Origin of the sequence: Amycolatopsis sp. EV170708-02-1, from assembly GCF_022479115.1 — a bacterium.
Classification (GTDB): domain Bacteria; phylum Actinomycetota; class Actinomycetes; order Mycobacteriales; family Pseudonocardiaceae; genus Amycolatopsis.
Genome location: NZ_CP092497.1, coordinates 503,244 through 525,650 on the forward strand (window position 1 = coordinate 503,244; position 22,407 = coordinate 525,650).

The 22,407-nt window shown below is 69.8% G+C and carries 20 protein-coding genes; 8 read left to right on the forward strand and 12 right to left on the reverse strand.

Features of this window, described 5'->3' with window-relative positions:
- Positions 1–2: 2 nt before the first annotated feature.
- Together MJQ72_RS02075 and MJQ72_RS02080 are read right to left on the reverse strand one after the other, a co-directional pair.
- Positions 3–1,154, reverse strand: coding sequence for an IS481 family transposase (locus MJQ72_RS02075; RefSeq protein ID WP_240594785.1), 1,152 nt, complete (start codon positions 1,152–1,154; stop codon positions 3–5).
- Between the two features lie 164 nt (positions 1,155–1,318).
- Positions 1,319–1,924, reverse strand: coding sequence for a hypothetical protein (locus MJQ72_RS02080; RefSeq protein WP_240597295.1), 606 nt, complete (start codon positions 1,922–1,924; stop codon positions 1,319–1,321).
- Positions 1,925–2,289: 365 nt separating this feature from the next.
- Between MJQ72_RS02080 and MJQ72_RS44765 the strand changes: the two genes are divergently transcribed.
- Positions 2,290–2,634: a hypothetical protein gene (locus MJQ72_RS44765; RefSeq protein ID WP_315860825.1), complete on the forward strand. Its 345-nt coding sequence runs from the start codon at positions 2,290–2,292 to the stop codon at positions 2,632–2,634.
- On the opposite strand, the gene MJQ72_RS02090 is transcribed toward MJQ72_RS44765, so the two are convergent.
- The gene (locus MJQ72_RS02090; protein ID WP_240597296.1) at positions 2,606–3,427 is read right to left on the reverse strand and encodes an alpha/beta fold hydrolase; all 822 of its coding nucleotides are present in this window, start codon (positions 3,425–3,427) and stop codon (positions 2,606–2,608) included. The genes MJQ72_RS44765 and MJQ72_RS02090 overlap by 29 nt on opposite strands.
- A 57-nt stretch (positions 3,428–3,484) precedes the next feature.
- Between MJQ72_RS02090 and MJQ72_RS02095 the strand changes: the two genes are divergently transcribed.
- Entirely contained in the window at positions 3,485–4,111 is a 627-nt protein-coding gene (locus MJQ72_RS02095; protein WP_240597297.1) for an alpha-ketoglutarate-dependent dioxygenase AlkB, read from the forward strand.
- Positions 4,112–4,114: 3 nt separating this feature from the next.
- Here MJQ72_RS02095 and MJQ72_RS02100 read toward each other — a convergent pair whose 3' ends face one another.
- On the reverse strand, positions 4,115–5,389 hold the full coding sequence (locus MJQ72_RS02100) for a cytochrome P450 (protein ID WP_240597298.1): 1,275 nt from the start codon (positions 5,387–5,389) through the stop codon (positions 4,115–4,117).
- A gap of 256 nt (positions 5,390–5,645) precedes the next feature.
- Between MJQ72_RS02100 and MJQ72_RS02105 the strand changes: the two genes are divergently transcribed.
- The gene (locus MJQ72_RS02105) at positions 5,646–8,771 is read left to right on the forward strand and encodes an AAA family ATPase (protein ID WP_240597299.1); all 3,126 of its coding nucleotides are present in this window, start codon (positions 5,646–5,648) and stop codon (positions 8,769–8,771) included.
- Positions 8,772–8,795: 24 nt separating this feature from the next.
- Here MJQ72_RS02105 and MJQ72_RS02110 read toward each other — a convergent pair whose 3' ends face one another.
- The 5 genes from MJQ72_RS02110 to MJQ72_RS02130 form a co-directional block, all read right to left on the reverse strand.
- Positions 8,796–9,647, reverse strand: coding sequence for an ABC transporter permease (locus tag MJQ72_RS02110; protein ID WP_240597300.1), 852 nt, complete (start codon positions 9,645–9,647; stop codon positions 8,796–8,798).
- Positions 9,644–10,624 (reverse strand): ATP-binding cassette domain-containing protein, encoded by a 981-nt coding sequence (locus MJQ72_RS02115; RefSeq protein WP_240597301.1) that lies wholly within the window; start codon positions 10,622–10,624, stop codon positions 9,644–9,646. Before MJQ72_RS02115 ends, MJQ72_RS02110 begins: the two co-directional genes overlap by 4 nt.
- Before the next feature lie 23 nt (positions 10,625–10,647).
- Positions 10,648–11,202, reverse strand: a complete 555-nt coding sequence (locus MJQ72_RS02120; protein WP_240597302.1) for an NADPH-dependent FMN reductase — start codon at positions 11,200–11,202, stop codon at positions 10,648–10,650.
- A gap of 101 nt (positions 11,203–11,303) precedes the next feature.
- Positions 11,304–12,203, reverse strand: a complete 900-nt coding sequence (locus tag MJQ72_RS02125; RefSeq protein ID WP_240597303.1) for an ROK family protein — start codon at positions 12,201–12,203, stop codon at positions 11,304–11,306.
- Complete coding sequence (locus tag MJQ72_RS02130; protein WP_240597304.1) at positions 12,200–13,609, reverse strand: APC family permease; 1,410 nt, start codon at positions 13,607–13,609, stop codon at positions 12,200–12,202. Before MJQ72_RS02130 ends, MJQ72_RS02125 begins: the two co-directional genes overlap by 4 nt.
- A 217-nt stretch (positions 13,610–13,826) precedes the next feature.
- Between MJQ72_RS02130 and MJQ72_RS02135 the strand changes: the two genes are divergently transcribed.
- Together MJQ72_RS02135 and MJQ72_RS02140 are read left to right on the forward strand one after the other, a co-directional pair.
- Positions 13,827–14,324, forward strand: coding sequence for a hypothetical protein (locus MJQ72_RS02135; RefSeq protein WP_240597305.1), 498 nt, complete (start codon positions 13,827–13,829; stop codon positions 14,322–14,324).
- Entirely contained in the window at positions 14,321–15,244 is a 924-nt protein-coding gene (locus tag MJQ72_RS02140; protein ID WP_240597306.1) for a hypothetical protein, read from the forward strand. The genes MJQ72_RS02135 and MJQ72_RS02140 overlap by 4 nt, the downstream gene beginning before the upstream one ends.
- Before the next feature lie 6 nt (positions 15,245–15,250).
- Here the strand turns inward: MJQ72_RS02140 and MJQ72_RS02145 are convergent, their stop codons facing one another.
- Entirely contained in the window at positions 15,251–16,084 is an 834-nt protein-coding gene (locus MJQ72_RS02145) for a S9 family peptidase (RefSeq protein WP_240597307.1), read from the reverse strand.
- A 184-nt stretch (positions 16,085–16,268) separates the two neighbouring features.
- Here MJQ72_RS02145 and MJQ72_RS02150 point away from each other — a divergent pair, with 184 nt between their 5' ends.
- Positions 16,269–17,348: a DnaJ domain-containing protein gene (locus MJQ72_RS02150; RefSeq protein ID WP_240597308.1), complete on the forward strand. Its 1,080-nt coding sequence runs from the start codon at positions 16,269–16,271 to the stop codon at positions 17,346–17,348.
- Between the two features lie 82 nt (positions 17,349–17,430).
- Here MJQ72_RS02150 and MJQ72_RS02155 read toward each other — a convergent pair whose 3' ends face one another.
- A complete protein-coding gene (locus MJQ72_RS02155; RefSeq protein WP_240597309.1) occupies positions 17,431–19,929 on the reverse strand; it encodes a M14 family zinc carboxypeptidase in 2,499 nt (832 codons plus the stop codon).
- A 234-nt stretch (positions 19,930–20,163) separates the two neighbouring features.
- On the opposite strand from MJQ72_RS02155, the gene MJQ72_RS02160 reads away from it, so the two are divergent.
- Both MJQ72_RS02160 and MJQ72_RS02165 read left to right on the forward strand, forming a co-directional pair.
- On the forward strand, positions 20,164–20,853 hold the full coding sequence (locus MJQ72_RS02160; protein WP_240597310.1) for a DUF998 domain-containing protein: 690 nt from the start codon (positions 20,164–20,166) through the stop codon (positions 20,851–20,853).
- A 92-nt stretch (positions 20,854–20,945) separates the two neighbouring features.
- Positions 20,946–21,611, forward strand: coding sequence for a trans-aconitate 2-methyltransferase (locus MJQ72_RS02165; protein ID WP_240597311.1), 666 nt, complete (start codon positions 20,946–20,948; stop codon positions 21,609–21,611).
- Here MJQ72_RS02165 and MJQ72_RS02170 read toward each other — a convergent pair.
- Positions 21,517–22,161: a hypothetical protein gene (locus MJQ72_RS02170; RefSeq protein ID WP_240597312.1), complete on the reverse strand. Its 645-nt coding sequence runs from the start codon at positions 22,159–22,161 to the stop codon at positions 21,517–21,519. The two genes, MJQ72_RS02165 and MJQ72_RS02170, sit on opposite strands and share 95 nt — an antisense overlap.
- Positions 22,162–22,407: the final 246 nt, after the last annotated feature.

The following is a 22,407-nucleotide window of genomic DNA, read 5'->3' on the forward strand; positions in this document are numbered from 1 at the left end:
TTTCAGGACTTGTCGGACAGTTTGTTGTTGAGTGGTTGGTAGCGTACTGCTCGGTTGAGGGTGAGCTGGCGGGCGATGGTGTCGCCGATCATGATGGTGACGCGGTCGCCTTGCCAGAACACGGTGGCTGTGTGTCCGGTCCAGTTTCGGCCCAGGACGATGGAGCAGCCGGAGAAGGCGATGACGCCGGTGGCTGAGACGGTGCGTTGAGTGCGGCCGCTGGGGGCTTCGCGGCCGGTGGCGGGGGTGGCTTTGGGGCTGGCGTCGTAGCGTTGCCGTGGGGTGTGGCCGTCGAGGCTTTGGTGGCGCCGGTGGTTGTTGTAGATGTGGCGGTAGTCCTCGAGAAGCTGTTGCAGGACGGCAAGGTTCTCGGCCGGTGGGCGGGCGGCGAGCCATTTCCGCAGGGTTCGGTGGACGCGTTCGTTCTTGCCGCAGGTTTGCGGGCGATAGGGCCTGGAGGCGATGGCGGTGACGCCGTGTTCGGCGAGGTGGCGTTCGAGTTCGACCATCTGCCCACGGTGTTTTCCGGAGAAAGCCAATCCGTTGTCGGACAACACTTTGACCGGTAGACCGTGGCCGGCGAAGGCCTGTTGCAGCGCGGCCCAGGTGTCGGTGCCGTTCTCACTGCTCGCGGCGTAGGAGCCGACGTCGAGGCGGGAGTGGTCGTCGAGGATCTGGATGATGCAGACCTTCTGGCCGTCGGCCAGGTAGTACTCCATGCCGTCGATCTGCCAGCACCCGTTCGGGTCGGAGTACTCGAACCGGCGTCTCGTGCGGGGTCTCTTGCGGGGCTCCGGTTCGATCTGGCCGTGCTCGCGCAGGATCCGGTAGATCGCCGACTTCGACGGCAACGGTATGAACCCGGCCTTCTCCAGCCGCCAGCGGATCGAGATCGGCCCGTTGTCCCAGCCCTCGTCCGCGAGTTCCTTGCGGGCCCGCAGCACCGCCTCGACCACCTCCGCCCCGAACGCGGTGGGACGGTGGTGCGGGGCGGTGCTGCGGCGGATGAACCCGTTCGCCGCCTCGTTCCGGACCCGGGTCACATACCGATAGAACGTGTCCCGGGACACCCCGTGCTCGCGGCAGAACTGCGCCACGTTGACCTTCTCGCCCGCGGCCGCCCGAGCGACCGCGGCGACGAACTCAGGATCCATCGAAAACCCTGTACTGCCCATCGTCGCATGATCACCACGAAAGCCCTGGTCACCACACCGACAGGCCGGTCAGTGTCCGTGAGGTCCTGAAACATCAACTGTCCGACATGTCCTGAACTCAGACAGACGGTTAGAACCATCCTTGCCACTCACGAGGCGGCGGCTCACTTGCGCCAGAACTTGATCCCGCTCCAAGTCACCTTGACCGGCCCGGCGCCACTGGCCGTCCGGTAGGCGCCGAACTTGTCGTAGTAGCTCCCGCCGCTGCTGCTCACGGTGTGCTTCAGCGAACCGTTGAGGTACACCTTGTGCGTGCTCCCGACCTGGTGCACGGTGTTGACCCGCACCGACGTCCCGACGGTCGCGCCGCTCCCCACGGTGTCCCCGCCGTGCACGGCGTAGAGCCGCCCGCCGCGTTCGACCGCGAGCATGAAGTACGGTCCGGCGGTCGGCGCGTCGCGGAAGGTCTGCTTCAGGCTGATCCGGGTGCCCGCCATGCTGGTGATCCGGAACGACCCCTCGAACTGCCGGGTCCCGCCGGTGTAGGTGACGTAGCGTCGCTCCGCCCGTTGGTCCCCGCTTCCGGTGGAGCAGGTCAGCTCGAAGTTCAGCCCGTCCACTTGGCCGCATCCGCGTTCTTGCACAGTGAACGACGGGTTCTCCGCCGTCCACGGCCCCGTTCCGACCTGGGCGTTCGCCGGCATCGCCGACGCGATCAGGCCGAGGACGGCCGTCGCGACCACCCCGGCGGTCCGAAGTCGTCTCCGCATCCTGCCTCCTGCGTACTCGGGGCGGCGGTGGTCCAGACCAGGACCAGGCTGCGACTGTACGAGCACGAACCGTCGTCGTACAAGACGTTGACGCTCCGGCGTCCCGCTGATTGGGTAACGACGGTGATCCTCTCCTTGACGGTCCTCGAAGGACTGGCGGCCGGGACGATCGACCTGGCCTTCCGGCGCTGGTCGAAACCGAACGTCCGTCCCGGCGACGTCATGCGCCTGGAGGCCGGGGTGATCGAGGTCGTCTCGGTCGAGATAGTCGACCCCGACGGCATCACCGACGCCGACGCCCGCCGCTCCGGCGCGGAGTCCGCGAACGCGTCCGCGGGACACTGCGCGGCCCCGCGGACGCGCCGGTGTACCGGATCGGCCTGCGCCACCTCGGTCCCGATCCCCGGCGTGCGCTCAGCGCGGACGCCGAACTGTCCGAAAAGGACGCCGAGGCCATCGGCCAGCGCTTGTCCAAGATGGACAGACGCCGCCCGTGGACACACGAGACCCTGCGGCTCATCGCCGACAACCCCGGCCGCCGGGCGCAGGAGCTCGCCGACCTCCTCGGCCGCGCGAAGGAACCGCTGAAGGCCGACATCCGCAAGCTGAAGAACCTCGGCCTGACGCTCAGCCTCGAAGTCGGCTATCGGATCTCCCCGCGCGGCGCGGCCTATCTGCGCCTTATCGAGGATCCCGGTAGAACGCGCTGAGTTCCGGCGCGAGCCGCTCCGGCCGGACACTGTGGAACTCCCCGTCCAGCTCGACCTGCCGTGCACCCGGGACCGTCTTCGCCGTGGCGAGCGCCGCGGCCTTCAGCCAGTCGGTGCTGCCGTTGCTGTTCACCACGAGCACGGGCGTCTCGATCGACGCCAGTTCGCCCGGCACCTTGGCATCCCTCATCACGAAGGCGTCGTAGACGAGCGTGGGCGCGAACGAGCGCAGCTCCGCCCACATCGGCGTCGCCTTGGCCGCGGCGACGGCCTCCGCCGGGGTGCCGACCGCGGACATCGTGAACAGCGCGACGGCGTCGTCCCACCGGTCCGCCGCGACCAGCTCGCGCATCTCGCCGGCATACCCCTCGGGGACTTCCTCCGTCTCGCCGCGATAAGGCGGCTCGAAGACCGACAGGCGCGTCATCGGCACTCCCGCCGCGGCCGCGAGCAGCGCCAGCGCGCCACCGGAGGAGATGCCGTGCACGATCACCGGCTCACCGAGCGCGGCGACGACCGCCGCCAGGTCCTCGATCTCCCGCTCGACCGCGTACGGCGCGGTGTCCCCGCTGCCGCCGCGGCCCCGGCGGTCGTAGGTCACCACCGAGAACTCGGCCGTCAGCTCCGCGACCAGCGGTTCGTCTCCGTGCCGGTCGTTGCCCGCGCCCGCGACGACGACCAGCGCCTGCCCCTCGCCGCGTCGTTCGAACGCGATCGGCGTCCCGTCCGCGGACCTCGCTGTGTGGATCATGCCGACCATCGTGCCCGACGGCACCGACAGAAAGCAGGTCATTTACCCACTCGAACACCCGTTCGACAAATGATCGGATCCGGAGTAGGTTCGGTTGCCATGACCCCCGCCCTTCAAGCCTCGCTGTTCGACGAGTGCGCCGCGCTCGGGCTCGGCTCGCTCGACGGGCTCCGGCGCACCGAGCTGACCCGCGGCGCCTGGATCGACGTGCTGCCCGGCTGGCTCGCCGGCGCCGACGAACTGTTCACCCGGCTCGCCGAAGACGTGCCGTGGCACGCCGAACGACGGCAGATGTACGACCGCGTCGTCGCCGTTCCCCGGCTGCTGAGTTACTACCGCGAAGGCATGCCGCTCCCCCACCCGATCCTCACGGAGGCAAGGGAGACGCTTTCGGCGCACTACGCGGAAGAGCTCGGCGAGCCGTTCGTGACCTCCGGCCTGTGCTTCTACCGGGACGGGCGCGACAGTGTCGCCTGGCACGGCGACGACACCGGCCGCTCCCGCACCGAGGACACCATGGTCGCGATCGTCTCGGTCGGCGCCGCCCGGCAGCTGGCGCTGCGCCCGCGTGGCGGAGGCGAGACGGTCCGCCACGCCCTCGGCCACGGCGACCTGATCGTCATGGGCGGCAGCTGCCAGCGCACCTGGGAACACGCCGTCCCCAAGACCGCCAAACCGGTCGGGCCGAGGATCAGCATCCAGTTCCGCCCGAGAGGAGTCGCCTGAGGATCAGTCCAGCAGCACGGGCAGCGCGTCGACGCCGTAGACGATCGAGACCTTCCGGAAGCCCACCTCTTCCGGCGCGATCGCCAGCCGCATCTCCGGGAACCGGCGGACCAGCGCGGGATACGCGGTGCGCAGCTCCATCCTGGCCAGTTCGGCACCGATGCAGCGGTGGATGCCCCAGCCGAAGGCGAGATGCGACGTCGGCTCGCGGGTCGCGTCGAACTTCTCCATGTCCTCGCCGAGGACGCCATCGCGGTTCGCGACGCTGAGCGACACCAGCACGATGTCTCCCTTCGCGATCCGGACGCCGGCGATGTCCATGTCCTCCTTGGCGAACCGCGGGAAGGCCATCTGCACCACGGTGAGGTACCGCAGGAGTTCCTCGACGAACTTGTGGACGGCCTCGTCGTCGCCGCGGACGGCCTCGAACAGCTCGCGATCCTTGAGAAGCACGAGCGCGCCGAGCGCGAGCATGCTCGCCGTGGTCTCCAGCCCGCCGGTGAGCACGCCGTCGGCGAGACCGGCCAGTTCGCGGTCGTCGATCTCGTCGCCGTGCTCCTTGATGAGCATGCCGAGCAAGCCGTCGCCCGGCTTCTCGCGCTGCTTCTTGACGATCTCGTCCAAATAGGACAGTGACTCGGTCATCGCGCCGAGTGACGCGCCCGCGCCACCGAAGAGATCGAACCGCGCGGTGCTCAGCCGCTGGAAGTCGTCGCGATCCTCGTACGGGACGCCCAGCAGCTCACAGATCGTCAGCGACGGGATCGGCAGGGCGAAGGCCTCCCACAGATCGACGGGGCCGTCCGCCTTCGCCATCGCGTCGAGCTGGTCGGCGACGATCTCGTCGATCCGCGGTGTCAAGCGTGACAGCCGCCGCATGGTGAACTCCGGCGTGAGCAGCCGCCGCAGCCGGGTGTGCACCGGCGGATCGGCGAACCCGAGCCCGCCCGGGTTCTGGTCCTCGGTCACGCCGGCGTTCCCGACCAGGTTCGTGAAGTCGCTGCTGAACTCGCCGACCTTGCCGAGCACGGCCTTGGCCTCGTCGTAGCCGGTGACCAGCCAGCCGTTCATCCCGAACGGCAGGTCGAGTTTGCTGATCGGCTCCTCGGCGCGGATCCGGCCCAGCTCGGCCACCGGGTCGAGACCGTCGCGCTTGAGAGGCAGCAGCGCGTTGTCCGGGATGACCGACATCTTGGCCAGGTCGAACCCGTTCTTCTGCTGACGCGCGAGGTAACGGCGGCCGATCCAAGCCAGCACGCGCGAGCGAATGCTCCCCATACGTTGCACCCTACTCCAGCCCGCGACCACCTGACCTGGCACAACAGGCCGCCTTCGCCCATCGGGGCAGGAACTTCGACGGCTGTTCACCCGCCGTCCCACTCGATTACTCACGTCCAGAAAGTCGGTTTTCCCCGGTCGAAGGTTCCCGGCGGCCGGGAGACGTCGGTCACCGTCGGTCACCACGGACCGGAGGTAACGCCTGACAGCGGGCGCGCGTCGTGAGATTGTCGGACCCTACTGGGAGGATTCGGACATGTCAGCCGCGCTCATCGGACGTGACCATCCCGCGGGGGTGCTCCGCGCGGAGATCGCCCGTGCCACCGAAAGCCACGGCGGGCTGGTGCTGGTCACCGGGGAAGCCGGGATCGGCAAGACCACGCTCGTCACCGGCGCCGCCGAAGAAGCGAAGCGTCTCGGCGCCCTCGTGCTCAACGGGTCCTGCTGGGACTCGGCGAGCGCTCCTGGCTACTGGCCCTGGACACAGGTGGTCCGCGGGCTGCGGCGCGCGGTCGGCGAGCGTTGCTGGGCCGCGATGGCCGACAGTGCGCTCGATGTCCTGCTCGGAGAGGCACGCGGCGACGGCGCGGCGGACGGGTTCCGGTTGTACGACGCGGTGACGAGCGTGCTGGTGGCCGCCTCCCAGGACCAGCCGGTCGTCGTGGTGCTCGACGATCTGCACTGGGCCGACGCCGCGTCGCTGCGGTTGCTCGAGTTCGCCGCTCAGCACACCTGGTTCGAACGGCTGCTTCTGGTCGGCACGTACCGGGATGTCGAGGTCGAGGCGACCGATCACCCGCTTCGCTCGCTCATGCTGCCGCTGCTCGCGAAGGCCACTTCGGTCACTCTCACCGGCCTCGAACCGGACGAGGTCGGCACGCTCATGGCCAGGACGGCGGGCGCGGAGCCCGACGACGCGCTGATCGCCGAGGTCCACCGCCGCACCGGCGGGAATCCGTTCTTCGTCGAGCAGACGGCGCGGCTGTGGCACAGCGGCGGTTCCGCCGAGACCATCGCCCCCGGCGTGGCCGATGCCCTGCAGAGGCGGCTTTCCCTGCTCCCCCAGCCGGTTCTCGCCCTGCTGACCACCGCGTCCGTACTGGGCAGGGAATTCCACCGGCGGCTGCTCGCGGGGGTGGCGTCGGCGCCCGTGCCCCAGGTGGACCGGCTGCTCGATCAGGCCGTCGCGGCGCGGCTGGTCGTGGTGCACGGGCAGGGCCGGTTCGCCTTCGCCCACGACCTGGTCCGCGAGACGCTGTACGCGAGCCTGTCCGAACCGGAGCGCCGCAACCGTCACGCCGCGGTCGTCGCGGCGGCCCGCGAGACGCCGTCTTCGTCGGACAAGCTCTTCCCCGCGGACATGGCCCGCCACGCGTTGCTCGCGGGCCGGGAACTCGATCCGGACCAGGCCGTCGACCTGCTGCTCGCCGCTGCGATCGACGCCACCGGCCGGATGGCGATCGAGGAGACGACCACGCATTACCGGCGGGCGATGGAAATCGTCGAAGACCGGCGGCGCCAGGCGGTCATCGCGCTCGAATTGGGCGCGCATCTGACCCGCCACCACGACACGGAGGAGGGCAGGAAGGTCCTCGACGACGTCTCGGTGCTCATCCGTGAACTCGACGACGACGATCTCCTCGCCCGGCTGGCGCTGACCCTGATCCGCGCCGATCACAAGGGCCTGCGGCCCGACGAGACGGTCAAGGTACTCACCGAAGCGCATGGACGGTTGTGCGGCCGTGAGCCCGGCCGGGACGTCACCGTCGAAGAGATGACGCAGGAACTGACCGCGCACATCATGATCACCGCCCGCGACGACCAGGACGATTCCGCCCTGTTGTTCGGTTTGTGGGCCCGGCACGACGCGATCTGGGGGCCGGGCAGCGCCGCGGAACGCGAGCGGCTCACCGACGAACTGGTCCTCGTCGGCCGCCGCACGTCGAACGCGGAATTGGAGCACTACGCGGCGTCGTTCAAATGGGTGGCGCTGCTCGAACAGGGCGATCCCCGGTATTTCGAGCAGTATCAGGAATTCCTCGCCCTGGCGGCCACCGGCAGGGCGCCGAGTTCGCAGCTGGCGTCCCGGATCGACCAGAGCATCATCGCCACGCTCCAGGGCCGGTTCGCCGAAGCCGAGGCGTTGATCCAGCAGGTGATCTCGTGCCACGAAGGCGACGAGCATCCCCATTTCGGTGACCTGAACCAGTTGCAGCGGTGGGTCCGGTGGTGTCTGGAGGGGCGGTTCGACGAGCTCGCCGGGCTGCACCGCGAGATCTCCCGCGGTGGGTACGCGTACGGCCGGCTGCTGGAGGCGATCACCGCGGCCCAGCGCGAGGAAGCCAGGGAGGCCGTCCGGCTCACCGATCTCGCGGCCGACGTGAAGCCGTATCCGCGTGACCTGGAAGCGTTGTGGTTGCGCTGTCAGGCGCATACGGCGGCGGTCTCCCGCGATCCCGAACGCTGTGAAGCGGCCCGCGCGCTCCTCCTGCCGTACAGCGGGGAATGGCTGGTTTCCCTGTACGGCTGCGAGATCTCCGGCCCGGTCGACCTCTGGCTCGGCAGGCTCGATCTCGCGCAGGAACGGTGGAACGAAGCGGTGGACCGGCTGCGCGGTGCCCTGCTCTCCGCGGATCGTCTCAGGGCGACCGTCTGGGCGACCGAAGCCAAGTCCTGGCTGGCGAACGCCCTGCTCGGCCGTAACCTCGACGGCGACGCGACGGCCGCGGTGAACCTGCTGTCCGAAGTGGCCGAAGAAGCCACCGCGCTCGGTATGCGCCCGGTCATGGCCAGGGTGACGCGGGCGCGGGAGACCGCACGGACCCCGGCGGCGCCGACGGCCGAGTTCCGCCGCGACGAAGCCGTGTGGACGCTGCGCTTCGACGGCGTCACCGCCCACCTTCCGGACTCGAAAGGCTTGCGGGATCTGCATTTCCTGCTCGGCAGGCCGGGCTCGGAGGTGGCGGCCGTCCGGTTGCTCGATCCTGAGGGAGGCGAGGTGGTCGTCGCCGCGAAGAGTCTCGGCGGGGACGCCGTCCTCGACGAAGAGGCGAAGGCCCGGTACCGCGCGCGGCTGGACGAGCTCGACGAGCTGATCGACACCGCGACCGGGCTGGGACAGGACACGCGCGCCGCCGCGCTGGACCGGGAACGGGACGCGCTCCTCGCCGAGCTGCGGTCCGCGGCCGGGCTCGGCGGCCGCACCCGGCGGCTCGGCGACGAGGCCGAACGCGCCCGCAAGACGGTCACCGCCCGGATCCGGGACACCCTGCGCAAACTCGACGAGCAGCATCCGGCGCTGGCCGCGCACCTGCGCGCGTCGGTCACCACCGGTTCTTCGTGCCGGTACGCGCCCGAGAACAAGGTCCCCTGGCGGCTGTGAGCCGCCAGGGGACCTACCCCCGGCTCATTTGCGGTTGTAGAGCCGCATCGTCAAGGTGCCGAAGATCGCGAGGATGACCGCGCCGGCGATCAGCACCCAGCTGATCTCGCCGCCGTTCCAGTCGCCCTCCATCATCGAGCGGACCGCCGCGACCACGTGGGTCACCGGGTTCACGTCGACGAAGGCCTGCAACCAGCCCGGCATCGTCTCGGGGTTGACGTAGATGTTGCTGAGGAAGGTCAGCGGGAACAGCACCATCATGCTGACGCCCATCACCGACTTCTCGCTGCGCAGCAACAGGCCGAACATCGTCCAGATCCACGAGAACGCGAACGAGAACGCCAGCAGCAGGAGGATCGCTGCGGCCACGCCCCCGACTCCCCCGGCGGGGCGGAAGCCCATGATCAGCCCGACGCCGAGGATCACCAGCGAGGCGATGAGGTAGCGCAGCATGTCGCCGAGCAGGTAGCCGACCATCGCCGACGGCCGCCAGATCGGCAGCGTGCGGAACCGGTCGAAGACACCCTTTTCGATGTCGGTGTTGACCGAGATCCCGGTGTACATGGTGATCATCAGGATGCTGCTCGCCATGATGCCCGGCAGCAGATACTGCAGGTACTGCGTCGGCGAATCGGACAGCGCGCCGCCGAACAGGTAGGTGAACATCAGCGTCATCATGATCGGGAACGCCGTGACGTCGAACAACTGCTCGGGCACGTGCTTGATCTTCAGCATCGCGCGCCACCCGAAGGTGACCGACGTCGACAGCGCGCTGGGGCGCTGGGGGCGGTTCTTCGAGAGCAGGACGGCGGCGAGGTCCTCCGCCTTCGGTGCCGCGAGAACGGGTTCGTTGTCTTTGACTGCCGTGGTGCTCAAGCTGCACTCTCCTCAGGCGTGGCGGTGCGGTCGGTGAGGGCCAGGAAGACCTCGTCGAGGCTCGGCTGGCCGAGGGAGAAGGTGTCGACGACGATGCCGGCGCGGGCGAGTTCGGCCAGTGCGCGCGCGGCGTGCTCGGCGGCACCCTGTTCGGTGCTTTCGCCGGTGAGCCGCGCGGTGAGCGCGACCGGGTCCGGCTCCAGGAGCACCTGCGCCTCCAGGTGGCTGACGAGCAGCGCCTCGGCCGCGGGCCGCTGGTCGGCCTCGCGCAGCCGGACGTGGACGGCGCCCGCCCCGACCGACGCCTTCAGCTGCCCCTTGGTGCCTTCGGCGATCACCTTGCCGTGGTCGATGACCGCGATCCGCGAAGCCAGCTGGTCGGCCTCGTCGAGGTACTGCGTGGTCAGCAGGACGGTCGTGCCGTGCTTCACGATCGCGCGCACGATGTCCCAGACCTGGTTGCGGCTGCGGGGATCGAGACCGGTCGTCGGCTCGTCGAGGAAGAGCACGTCCGGGGTGTTGAGGATGCTCGCGGCGATGTCGATCCGCCGCCGCATCCCGCCGGAGTAGTTCTTCACCTGCCGTCCCGCGGCCTCGGTGAGGCCGAACGCCGCCAGCAGCTCCGCGGCCCGCGCGCGGGCCGCCGGTTTGCGGTGCCCGGTCAGCCTGCCGATCAGCACCAGGTTCTCGGTGCCGGTCAGGTCTTCGTCGACCGAGGCGTACTGCCCGGTCAGGCTCACCATGGACCGGACCGCGTCGGCGTCGCGGACGACGTCCTTGCCGAAGATGCGCGCTTCACCGCCGTCGGGGCGGAGCAGGGTCGCGAGCATCTTCACCGCGGTGGTCTTGCCGGCGCCGTTCGGCCCGAGGACGCCGTACACGGTGCCGGCGGGGACCTTCAGGTCGATCCCGTCGACCGCCCGGTTCTCGCCGAACACCTTGACCAGCCCCGAGGCTTCGATGGCCAGTTCACTCATTTTCCGTTTCCTTTCAGAAGCTTTCAGCAGACGTAGGGGCGGGCGGCGCGCGCGTCGCGCAGGGCGAGACCCCACCAGGCGAGTGCGTCGAGCAGGGTGGTCACGGCCTGCACCTGGCCGTCGGAGTCGAAGAGGGTGCCGTCGAGGAGGTTGAAGGCCACGGTGTCGCGCATGGTCACCGTGTGCAGCTCGGTGAAGATCGTGCGCAGCTGCTCCACGGCGTAGAGCCCCTGGGAGCGGTAGCCGTAGGAGACGAAGGCGACCGGTTTCGCGCGCCACTCGTCGTAGGCGCAGTCGATCGCCTGCTTGAGCGACGCCGGGAAACTGCGGTTGTACTCGGGGGTGACGACGACGAACGCCTCCGCCTCGTCGACCAGCCGCGCGAACCGCTGCATGTCGTGAGTCGGGTGCTCCGGCAGCCCGGCGGGCAGGTCGAAGTCGACCAGGTCGAGCACTTCGGTGACGAGGTCTTCCCGGTTTTCCGCCCGGTCGGTGAACCACTTGCCGACGGCGTCCCCCACCCGCCCTTCGCGGGTGCTGCCGACGATCACCGCGACCCGCAGCGGACTGACGTCCATGACCGGCCTCCTCTCGCCTCACCCCTTGGGCGCGAGAAAGCCGCCGGACTTTCGCTAGATCGGATCTAGCGAAAGTCCGGCGGCTCCGGTCGGTGATCTCGCTATGCGTCCAGCGCGATCGCGATCGCGCCCAGCAGGGACGCGTCCTGGTCGAATTTCGCCGACACCAGTTCCGGCGGGAACGGCACGGCCCGCGCCAGCCGCTCGCGCAGCGCGGGCAGCAGGATGTCGGCCGAGCGCACCAATCCCCCACCGACGGCGATGCGCTGCGGGTCGAGGGCGATGGCGAGGTTCGCGACGTGCATCGACAGTTCGTCGAGCGCCGCGCCGACGAGTTCCTTCGCCTGCGCGTTCTCCCTGGCGAGGCCGAACAGCTCGCCCGCGGTTACCGGGCGGCCGAGCAGCACACTCGCCCGGCCGCCCAGCCCACGCCCACCGACGGCCTCCTCCAGCGGCGCCGCTCCGCTGGCGAACCCGTCGGTGTCCTGCGGCGAGAGGAGGTTGTACCCGATCTCTCCCGCAGCGCCGTTGGCGCCGGCCAGCAGCCGGCCGCCGACCAGGACCGCCGCGGCGATCCCGGTCCCCAGCGAGAGGAACACCGCCGGATCGGTGTCCGCCAGTGCCCCCCACCGCCATTCCGCGAGCGCCGCCGCCTTGGCGTCGGTGCCCACCTCGATCGGGACGCCCTCGAACTCGGCCGCGACGAGGTCACGCAGCCGCAGTTCCTCCCAGCCCGGCACGTTCGGCGCGAGCAGGATGCGATCCTCCAGCACGATGCCCGGGCTGACGACGCCGATCGCGGCGAGCCGGTCCGCGGCGCCTTCGTCGGCGAGCAGTTTCCGCGCCGCGGCGAGCGCCCGGCTCACCACCTGCTCGGCGCCCGCTTGCGCGTCGGTGTCGAGCCGCCGGGTGACCAGCAGGCTCCCCGCTCTGTCGGCCAGCCCGATCGCGACCTTCGTCCCGCCGAAGTCGATCCCCAGGATCAGTTCTTCCCCCGTCACTTCCCGGTCCCCTCTGCCGCCCCCGCGAACGTTTCCTGAATCCCCTTGGGCCCGAACGGCCACACGCGCTCCGCCTTCGCGTAGGCGAGGAACGCCGCCACGCCCAGCACGATCCAGCCCACCGAAAGCCCGATCGAGAGCAAGGTGGCGGAGAAGTAGATGTAGACCCAGCCGAGCAGCGCGATGATCGTCGGGATCGGGTAGAGCCATTGGCGGTACGGCCGCTCCAGCTCCGGCCGTCGCCGCCGCAGCACCACGATCGCCGCGACCTGCGCGAGCGACTGGACGATCACCAGCACCGTCACCGCCGCGTTGATCACCGCGGTCAGGGTGAACAGCGAGCCGATCGCGGCGATGGCGCCCATCGTCAGCACACCGGCCGTCGGCAGGTTCAGTTTCGGGTGCAGCCTGGCGAACACCGGCAGGAACACCTTGTCGCGCGCGGCCTCGAACGGGACCCGCGATCCGCCGAGCAGGCCCGCGAACACCGAACCGATCGCCGCGATCACGATGAACACGGTGATGACCTTGGCCGCGCCGGTGCCCCACGCCTGTTCGAGCACGGTGGAGGCGACCGAAGTGGCGTTCTTCAGCTCTTCCAGCGGGATCGAGCCGAGGACGCCGAGCTGCAGCAGGAAGTACAGGCTCATGATGCCGAGGATCGAGAGGATGATCGAGCGCGGCAGCGTCCGGCCCGGATCGCGCACCTCGCCGCCGAGGTAGGCGCTGGTGTTGTAGCCGAGGTAGTCGTAGATGGCGATGATCAGGCCCGCGCCGAGCCCGGCCCAGAACGCGCCGCCGTCGAACGAGAAGGCGCCCGGCGTGAAGGCGAACGCTTGCGCGCCGTCGAAATGCGTGAAGGCCGCGACGATCACCGAGAGTGCGGCGAACAGCATGATCCCGAACAGGACGGTGGTCAGCTTCCCGATCTCGCCGATCTTGCGGAACAACGCCAGCACGATCAGGGCGATGATCCCGAGACCGATCACCTTGCCGAGCGCCGTCGTCCCGCCGTCGTCGGCGACCCCGGGGATCAGGTACCCCAGGTACTGGACGAGCCCGATGATGCCGGTGGACATGATCAGCGGGATGAACAGCACCGCGCTCCAGGCGAAGAGGAACGGCATGAGCCTGCCGGTGCGGGAGCCGAACGCCTCGCGCAGGTAGACGTAGGTGCCGCCGGCACCGGGGAGGGCGGCACCGAGTTCCGCCCAGATGAGGCCGTCGGCCAGCGCGATCACCGCGCCGATGAGCCAGCCGAACATGGCCTGCGGGCCGCCGAGGGTCACCACCATCGCGGGGATGGTGACGAACGGGCCGATCCCGCACATCTGGGTCATGTTGATGGCGGTCGCCTGGAGCGGCCCGATCTTCCGCTCGAGCCCCGGCCGCGGGGATGAACTCAAAACGCGCCTCCCTGTTAGTTAGTAAAGTTTCTTAACATAATTTCGGGCGTGTCGGAAGGCCGTGCGGCGAAGTTGTCGCGCACCGGTCCACCCGGATTTGCCCGAAAGGGCGGAATCCCGGGGAATACGCCCGAACGGACCAGCCGTGGACGTATCAGGGCCTCCCCGTCCCGCGTCCTTATCCAGAAGGGCGTCTTCCCCAAGGACGGTGAGGTCCATGAAACGGCTGTTCAGCGTGGCGATGGCGATCGCCGCACTCGGGTTCACGACGGCCTGCGGCGGGACGTCCGCACCCCGCGACACGGCGCCGGGCGATCTGACGACCGACAGCGGGATCACCACGGAGACGGCGCCCACGGCGACCTCCGAGCCGCCCCCGACGGGACCGGGCCCGACGAAGGACTCCCCGCCGCCCGGAGTCGTGCCCGGGAGCCCGATCAGGTACAACAGCGACCTTCTCGGCACCGACCCCGCCACCGCCAAGGACGCGATCGAGCAGCACCTCGAACGCCTCTGCAAGAGTTCCCGTCGGTGCGGGGTCTCGGTCGAGATCGTGGGCGAGGGGAAGTGCATCCGCGAGATCGGCCCGAATCCGGTCCAGCCCGGCAAGACGATCAAGATCCGGGCCAAGGCCTGCGAAACCGAGACGACGGAGGAAAGCTCGGCGCCTCCGAAGCCGGAAAGCACGCCGCCGAGCGAAACCACGGGCGGATGAGCGCCCGGAAGCCACTACGCCGGGGCCTGCGCGCCCCCACCCCGCCGGAGCCCGAACCCGCGGCGGGCCCGTCGCACGCGCTCAGGCTGGTCGGCACCGTGCTGGCCAACACGACCCTGCTCACGGCGTTGCTCTACTACTTCGGGCTCGTCTACACGCAGACGTACTTCAGCTATTTCCGTGTGCACTACACCCTGCTCGGCCAGACCCCGGACGAGATCTTCGGGCGGGGCGTCGACGGGGTGCTCCTGCCCCTGACCGGTGCCGCGGGCGCCGCGTTGCTCTTCCTCGTCCTGACCCGGTTCCTGAAGATCCGCCTCGGTGAGGGTTCCTGGGCCCGGCTGCTGCGGATCTGCTCCCCCGTCGCGGGTGTCCTCGGCCTCGCGCTGCTCGCCGTCACGACCGCGACCGCCCTCGACCCGGAACCCTTCCGCGATCATCCCGGCGCTCCCGGGCTCGGCTTCGCGATCGGGGTCCTGATGGTGCTCTTCTCCTGGCGCCACTGGACCTCGCGCCGAACGGGAAGCACCCGGTCGAGCGTCGCAGAACTGGTGACCGGCTACGCCCTGGTGAGCATGGGTCTCTTCTGGGCGGTCGGCGACTACTCGGGAGCCGTCGGCACGAGCCGCGCCTTCGAGGCCTCCGGGCTGATCGGGACCAGACCGGCCGCGACCTTGTACAGCGCGGAAAGCCTCAACCTGACCGCGAGCGGTGTCCAGCAGGTGAAATGCGCCGACCCCGGATCGGCCTACAAGTACCGGTACACCGGGCTGAAGCTGCTGCTCCAGTCCAGCGGCCAGTACGTCTTCCTCCCGGCGAACTGGCGGGCCTCGACCGGCGTCGCGTTCGTGATCCCGAAAACCGACAAGCTGCGCCTCGAATTCGGCCCGGCCCGATCGGTCCCGCCGCCCGCCTGCTGACGTGCGTCAGCCCAGATGCCGCACGAGCCACTCCGAGACCGTGTCGTCCACCAGTTTCGCGATCGGCAGCTGCGGCGCGGGCTCGATACCCGGCTCTTCGGCCAGCGGATGGGCGAGACCGGGCACCTCCGCCAGGCGGACGTCGTCCGGACGGGTGTACCGCTCGCGCAGCGCGGCGACCAGATCTCCGGCGTCGGTGCGCAACGACGGATAGTCGTCCTCGCCGCTGACGAGCAGCAGCGGAACTTGCGTTTCCCGCGCCGAAATTTCACCCGATCGTGCGACGAAGTCGAGCTGATCCGCGGCCTGCCGCGCCTCGTCGTTCCACGGATACGGCTGTTCCAGCAGGCCTTCCACCAGGCCGACCACCGAACGCGCCCGCACGGCGGGGTTGATCAGGGCCGCCACGCGGACCGGGATCTCGCGCGTGGCCAGGATCGTCAGCGCCACCGCACCACCCAGCGACCCGCCGACGACCGCCGTGCGGGACGTGTCGAAGCCGAAGCGTTCGCGCAGTTCGGCCAGCGCGGCGGGGAATTCCAGCGCGGCCTGCCGGACGAACGGGTCGACGTAGGCGAGCATCGCGTCACGCCGGGCGCGTTCGACCACGGCGTCCATGGCGCCGCCGACCATTCTCGCGCCGCACAACGGCATTCCGAGATACACCCGCCACGCCGGCACCCCCGCCAGCGGCAACGCGGCCGCGAACGCCGCGTCGGAGCGGGGCGCGTCGATCATGTGCCAGGCGACGACCACCGGCGCCGGTCCGCTGACCTCGGCGGATGGCGGCAAAACGGTGAACGGCACCCCGGCGGCCGTGCCCGTGACCGGTTCTCCCACCGCGATCCTTCCTCGTGTGCTGTCGATCTCCACGATATCCAGGACGCGGCGGAGGCGGACCTCGTTCCGCCACAAGCGAAACAGTATGCCCGCGACGTCACCCCGACGCGCCGCGGAGGTGGTTGCGAGCGAGCGGCGGCGGCCGAATAGTGTTGCGGCCCGGCCCTTTGGAGGTGAACCGCCCGTGCCCGACGTCGACTATTACGAGGTGCTCGGCGTGGGCAAGGCCGCCTCGGTCAACGAGATCAAGACCGCGTACCGGCGGCTGGCGAAATCGCATCACCCGGACACCGGCGGATCCGCCCTCACGTTCCAGCTGGTCCGCGAGGCCTACGACACGCTCAGCGATCCGATGCGGCGCGCGGGCTACGACGCGGGCGGACGCTCGGTGCGTGCCCCGATCCGGCCGCGGCCGCGACGGCGCTTCGGCGAAGAACCGGGTTACGAGCCCGAGCCGGTCGTGATCGATCCGGACGACCTCGAATGGTGGGAATTCGCCGCACAGGACGAGCGCGTGCGCCATGGCCGCCGTCGCGGGCCCGGGCACACCCCCGTGGTGGCGGCGGTCGGCGGGATGGTGCTGGTCCTGCTGCCGGTGCTGACCGGCGTCGGCTTCTCGGCCCCCACGCTGATCGTCTGGCTGCTCCTGACCGCCGGAACCGCCCTGCTGGTGCAACGGCTCGCGCGCGGCTATCTGGCCGCTTCCCGCGCCAAGAACCGGTTCGCCGCCGAATTCGGCGGGAAACGCGTGTTCGGCACCCCCGGCGTCGAGACCGACGAACTCGCCGAACGGCTCACCGCCGACCTGCTCGAGCGCTACCTGACCCGGCTGCCCGGCGCGCGGATCTTCCACGGCCTCTCGTGGCCGGATTCGGTGTTCGCCGACATCGACCACGCGGTGCTGTGCGGGAAGCGGCTCGTGCTCGTCGAATCGAAGCTGTGGCTGCCGGGACACTACGAAACCGGTGACGACGACCGCCTGCTGCGCAACGGCCGCGCCTTCCGCGGCGGCGGGAGCAGGCTGGAGGAAAGCCTCGCCGAGTACCGGCGGATCCTGCCCGGCGTCACGCTGCGCGGGGCGATGATCGTGTACCCGAGCCGGACCGGTGAGATCACCACGGACCTCGACGATCCCTCCCCCGCGCCGCCGATGACGCCGGAGCAGTTCCTGCACGAGATCGGCGGCTGGCTGGCGGCGGAGCCGTCCACTGTGGACACGGCGACGATGCGGGTGGTGCGGGACCGGGTGGTCGGCACCGGCTGAAGGGGACTTTCCCCTCGTGTCACGCGACGAAGGGCCCTTTCCCCGCATCGCATGCGGGGAAAGGGCCCTTCAGCAGCTTGAGCTACCGGCCCGAGCGCTCCTTCTTGGCACGCGCGGACCGGGTGCAGACCTCACCGACGTCGACCGTCTGGCCGCGGTCGATGTAGACGTCCGCCAGCCCGACGAGCTGGCCCCTCGGCGACGTACAGGTCAGCTGGTACGCCTCCTTGGGACCGTAGGTCGGCGGGATCGGCGACTGGAACGACACACCGCCGGTCCAGTCGTCCACAGTGGACGGGTTTGCCTGCGAGTAGTTGACCAGCACGGCCCGGTAGTCCCCGGCGGGCGGGTCGTACAGGATCGCGTGTTCCTCCGTGGTCGAACCGTTCGCCGACGAAGACACCATGTTGCCCGCGGAGTCGAAGACGTACAGGTCCCAGTCGGTGTCCTGGCTGGCCCACTTGACGTCGACGCTGAACTTCCCGTTGTCGACCTTGGGGAGCCCGTCCACGTGGAAGGTGAAGCTCTCCGAGGTCGGGTCCGTCGGGTAGTTCTGGTTGATCGCCGGGACCCCGGCCGGGTTCACGGCCTGGATCGCGGGCTGCGCCGGCCCCTGCGGCTCGCGGCCGTAACGGCCCGCGACGTAGGGACGGGTCGACGGGTTGATCGACCACGCGAACCGGCCACCGGTCGACGACAGCGACGAGTTCAGATCGTCGGTCACGTAGATCGGCGGCTTCGTCGAGCCGTCCGGCTGCACCACCGGGGAGGTCGGCGTCTGGAAGGTCTTGTGCAGCTTCAGCTGGTAGCCCTTCGGCGCGGTGCCGATCAGCGTCGAGTGCGCCGCCGGGTCCGCGGTGTTGGCCAGCATGTCGATGAACGCGGCCCGGTTGCCGCCCTTGCCGGCACCCGCCGCGGGGGCGACACCGGTGTACTCGGCGACGACACCGTCGGAGAACGGCGGGTGGAACTCGTTCGGGCCGACCTCGAAGGTGAAGCCCCAGCCACCGGTGGCCCAGTACGACCAGTCCTCGGTCGAGCCGGTCGTGTCGTAGAGCGCCCACGACGGCTGGCTGGTGTACCCGTTGCGCGAGGCCATCTTGTCGCCGAGCGCCTTGTACGCCGGCTCGTCGAGCGGCGGGCGGACGGCGGCGACACCCGGGACACGCAGCACCAGGTTCGAGAAGGTGTGCAGCGTGATCAGGTTGGTCACCTGGCGGTTCGACACGATCGAGCGGACGTTCTGCGTCTCGGGCTCGGAGAACGGTCCGGCACCGCGGAACGTGTCGCTGCGCCACAGCGTCGACGCGCCGGCGCCGCCCCAGAAGCCCGCGTAGTTGCGGTTCGGGTCGGTGCCGCGTTCACGGCCGCCGGGGTTGGCCTTGCAGACGCCGGTCGCGAACTCCTTGGGCGAGTCGTTGACGTTGCAGTTCTTGCGCTTCATTTCATAGTCGAAGCGCGAGAAGTCGCCCCTGGGCTCGGCCTCACGGGAGATTTCGAAGCCGTCGGGGTTGACGATCGGCACGATGATGTTGCGTGTCCGGCCGACCAGCCCGCGGATCTCGGCGTTGTTGCCGGTGTAGCCCTTGACCAGTTCGTAGGCCCATTCCATGGCGTGTTCGCCCGCCGGCCACTCACGGGCGTGGTGCACGCCCATGGTGAAGTTGACGGGTTTGCCGTCGGCGATGTTCTTGACGTCGGTCGCGATCTCGAGACCGACGACGTCACGACCTTCCCAGGTCGGCTGCGGCAGCGTGAACGCCGTGACGAGCCGGGGGTTCTTGCGGGCCAGTTCCTTGACCTCGAACTGGTAGTCGTAGAGATGCCGGTAGCTCGTGCGCCCGGACGGCAGGGTGGAGCCCGGCGTCTTCGCGGCGTACTCGCGGTCGGTCTTGGCGTTCTGGATCGACCGCGCCGAAAGGTCGCCGTCGACCACCTTCGCCTTGAAGCCGTTGTCCGCCAGCGTCTTGCGGTCGGCGTCGTTGGCGAGGACGACCTCGACGCCGGTGGCGTCGGCCTTCTCCGTGACGTCCAGCCCGAGCCGGAGGAGCTTGTCCTTGTCCTGCTTGGCGGGCGTCTCGACCCGGACCAGCTCGGCGCGCTGCGGCGCGGGCGCGGCGCCGGTCGGGGTCCCCTGCGGGGTGAGCGCGAGGAAGTCGACACCCAGTACCGCGTCGCGTGTCCGCCCGTCGTACCGGCAGGTCTGCACGACCAGCTTCTGGTCCTTCTTCACGAAGCCTTCGGCGAGCTCGTGGGTGCGCAACGCGGCGGACGCCGCCACCACGGCACCGGTGGCCTTGTCGAAGACCGCGAGGTCCCAGTCGCCCTCGTTACCGCCCCGCGGCGCCAGGCGGGCCTGCAGCAGACCGTCTACTGTGGACGTGAACTCGCGCCGATCGGTGCCGGACGCACCCGGCTTCTGCAGCGCGGCGAAACAGGAACGCGGCACGGCCTGATCGGCTCGCACCACGTTGTCCGCGGCCCCCGCCGTCGTGGCCGACGGAAGTGCCACGAAGGTGCCGGCGAGCACCAGGGTCGCCGCCGTCCATCCCGCTCTTCGCCGGTTTGGTGAATACCCCACAGACTGACCTCCTTGGACAGTCCGGTGACCGGGTGAGGTCACCGGTAGCGAGACCCTAGACCCGAGGCCCCGCCGGAGGGACCCGCCACAAGTCGCCTACACCTCTTTCGGCCCAACGATCTCACCGTCAGTGCTGGAACGATCACTCGCACACGCAGATAAATGGGGACTTCCCTGTCGATTTCGACAGGTCGGCCTAAGAAAACCTTCAGGTTGGGTGGTTACCTTTCAACCATGACGACGCCCCAGGTCACCGCCCGGTCACCGCTGGCCCTGCTGGCCGCCGTGGTCTCCGTCGCCGGCGGAGCGCTGCTGATCCTGTTGCTGCAGGTCCTCCCCGCCACCAGCGACATCAGCCCGGTCCGCCGCACCATCAGCGAATACGCGCTCAGCGAGAACAAGTGGATCTTCGACGTCGCGGTCCTGCTGGTCGCGTTCGGCTCGGCGATCGGCTTCGGCGCGCTGATCCGCCGCAAGCACCTCCCCGCCCTGTCCGCGGCGTCGGCCTTCTGCGCGCTCTGGACGGTGAGCCTGGTGGTGATCGTGGCGTTCCCCAAGAACAACTGGGCGATCGGGCCGAGCACCGGCGGGACGGTGCACCGGATCGCGAGCGTCGTCGCCTTCGTCTGCCTGCCGCTGGCCGTGTGGTTCGCGGCGAAAGCCGTCTTCCCCTCCTCCCCCGCGCGGCGCGTCGTGACCCGGGTGCTCGCGGTGGCGGCACTGGCCTGGTTCGGCGTGATCCTCGGGGCGATCGTGGTCTCGATGAACGGCGGCGAGCCCTGGTGGCGCGCGATCCCGCTCGGGCTGGTCGAACGCGCGATGGCGCTGACCGGGCTGATCGCGCTGGCGTCTCTGCTCATCCCCGCGCGGGTGGTCACCGCCCCGGTGACCGAGCAGGCCGAAGCCCTGGAGATCGCGTCCTGACCGCCGAACGCCTCGCCCGTGCCTGGGACGAAGCCGCCGACGGCTACGAGGCCTACTACGTCCCGCGGTTCGCGCCCTGGGTCTCCGCGGCGGTGCGCGCCCTCCCCCAGGCTCTGCCCGAGGGTCCCGTCTTCGTCCCCTGCTGTGGCACCTTCCCAGAGCTCGACGTGCTCACCGGGCACCTGCCCGGCCGCGAGATCGTCGGCATCGATCTGTCCGCGGGCATGGCCGCGAGGGCCAGAAACCGGGCCTCGGGCAACGCGCTCGTCCGCGTCGTCGAGGGCGACGCTTCGGAGCTCGACCCGGGCTCGGCCGCCGCGATCGTCTCGGTCTTCGGCCTCCAGCAACTGCCCGAACCCGACGCCGCGCTCCGGTCCTGGTGCGGCGCGCTGCGCCCCGGCGGAGTGCTTTCGGTCGTCTACTGGCCGCACAGCACCGAACCGGGCGGGGCGTTCACGGTGCTGTCCGACGTACTCCGGAAACACGTCCCGGCCGGTGATCGCTCTTGGGAGGAACGGCTCGTTCCCGCGCTGGACGGCGCCACGATCGACCGGGACCAGCCCTTGTCGTTCCCGATGACCCACCCCGACGCCGACACGTTCTTCACCGCGCACACCCGCTCGGGGCCGATGCGGCCGCTGGCGGACGCGCGCGGTGAAGAGTTCATCGCCGTGCTGCGCGAGGAATTCCTGCGAAGGGCGCCGGAAGGGGAATGGCGGCACCGTCCGTCTGCCCGGCATATCGTGGCGCGGGCGTGAGCTCGGCGGCGTCGTCGACGGCGTCCTTGCGCAACCGCGCCGTGCACACCGAAAGGTGCACCACGTTGGCGCGCTTGTGGTGGCGGTACACGTGGACGTCGGTGGCGAAGCACGCCGCGGCCAGCAGCGCCCGCCGCTGTTCGATGCGCTCGTAGCCGACCCCCGCCGGGCAGAACACGGTGACCTCGACCTCGTCGCCGCGCGGCCTGGTCCACAGGATCACCGGCAGCTTGCCGTCGAGGGTGCACACCCTGGCCCGGGCGAACCCGGTCCGCAGCCGGTGCTGCACGACGACCGAGCGGAGCCGGTCACGGAGGAACCTCCGCGCCGATTTCCAGTAGAACAGCCAATTCGCGACGCCGAACAGCACGACCGCGCCCCAGATCGGGCCGACCGCCTGGAAAAGCGAGAACAGCGCGTACGGGAGGACGAGGAGCGCGCCGATCTCGTATCGCCAGTGATAGAGGGCGGTGACCGGGTTGGGCCTCCTGACCACCGTGATCTCCCTGGCCAGCTCGGCGATCGCCTGAGGTTCCTGCCAACGGCTCATGACCTTCCTCCTGTCCGTCCGGCGGTTTGCTCGGCGGCCACGGCCGCCGCGGGAATGGAGCGGACGACACCGGCGCCGGCGCAGTCCGGGCAAACGGAGTCCTCGTAGGGCCACCACCCCGTGCCTCCGCACGGTTCGCACGCGTGCACGGTGTCCCAACGGGGATCGCGGTAGACGCGGCGCCTGCTGTTCGGCACCCGGGCCACCTGCCAGCCACGAGCGACCGCTCTCGCGTCCTCGCCGGAC

Excerpts from the sequence above, each read along its gene's own strand:
- MJQ72_RS02075 (WP_240594785.1), bottom strand. The coding sequence starts at position 1,154 with ATGGATCCTGAGTTCGTCGCCGCGGTCGCTCGGGCGGCCGCGGGCGAG.
- MJQ72_RS02080 (WP_240597295.1), bottom strand. The coding sequence starts at position 1,924 with ATGCGGAGACGACTTCGGACCGCCGGGGTGGTCGCGACGGCCGTCCTC.
- MJQ72_RS02090 (WP_240597296.1), bottom strand. The coding sequence starts at position 3,427 with ATGACCTGCTTTCTGTCGGTGCCGTCGGGCACGATGGTCGGCATGATC.
- MJQ72_RS02095 (WP_240597297.1), top strand. The coding sequence starts at position 3,485 with ATGACCCCCGCCCTTCAAGCCTCGCTGTTCGACGAGTGCGCCGCGCTC.
- MJQ72_RS02100 (WP_240597298.1), bottom strand. The coding sequence starts at position 5,389 with ATGGGGAGCATTCGCTCGCGCGTGCTGGCTTGGATCGGCCGCCGTTAC.
- MJQ72_RS02105 (WP_240597299.1), top strand. The coding sequence starts at position 5,646 with ATGTCAGCCGCGCTCATCGGACGTGACCATCCCGCGGGGGTGCTCCGC.
- MJQ72_RS02115 (WP_240597301.1), bottom strand. The coding sequence starts at position 10,624 with ATGAGTGAACTGGCCATCGAAGCCTCGGGGCTGGTCAAGGTGTTCGGC.
- MJQ72_RS02120 (WP_240597302.1), bottom strand. The coding sequence starts at position 11,202 with ATGGACGTCAGTCCGCTGCGGGTCGCGGTGATCGTCGGCAGCACCCGC.
- MJQ72_RS02135 (WP_240597305.1), top strand. The coding sequence starts at position 13,827 with ATGAAACGGCTGTTCAGCGTGGCGATGGCGATCGCCGCACTCGGGTTC.
- MJQ72_RS02140 (WP_240597306.1), top strand. The coding sequence starts at position 14,321 with ATGAGCGCCCGGAAGCCACTACGCCGGGGCCTGCGCGCCCCCACCCCG.
- MJQ72_RS02160 (WP_240597310.1), top strand. The coding sequence starts at position 20,164 with ATGACGACGCCCCAGGTCACCGCCCGGTCACCGCTGGCCCTGCTGGCC.
- MJQ72_RS02170 (WP_240597312.1), bottom strand. The coding sequence starts at position 22,161 with ATGAGCCGTTGGCAGGAACCTCAGGCGATCGCCGAGCTGGCCAGGGAG.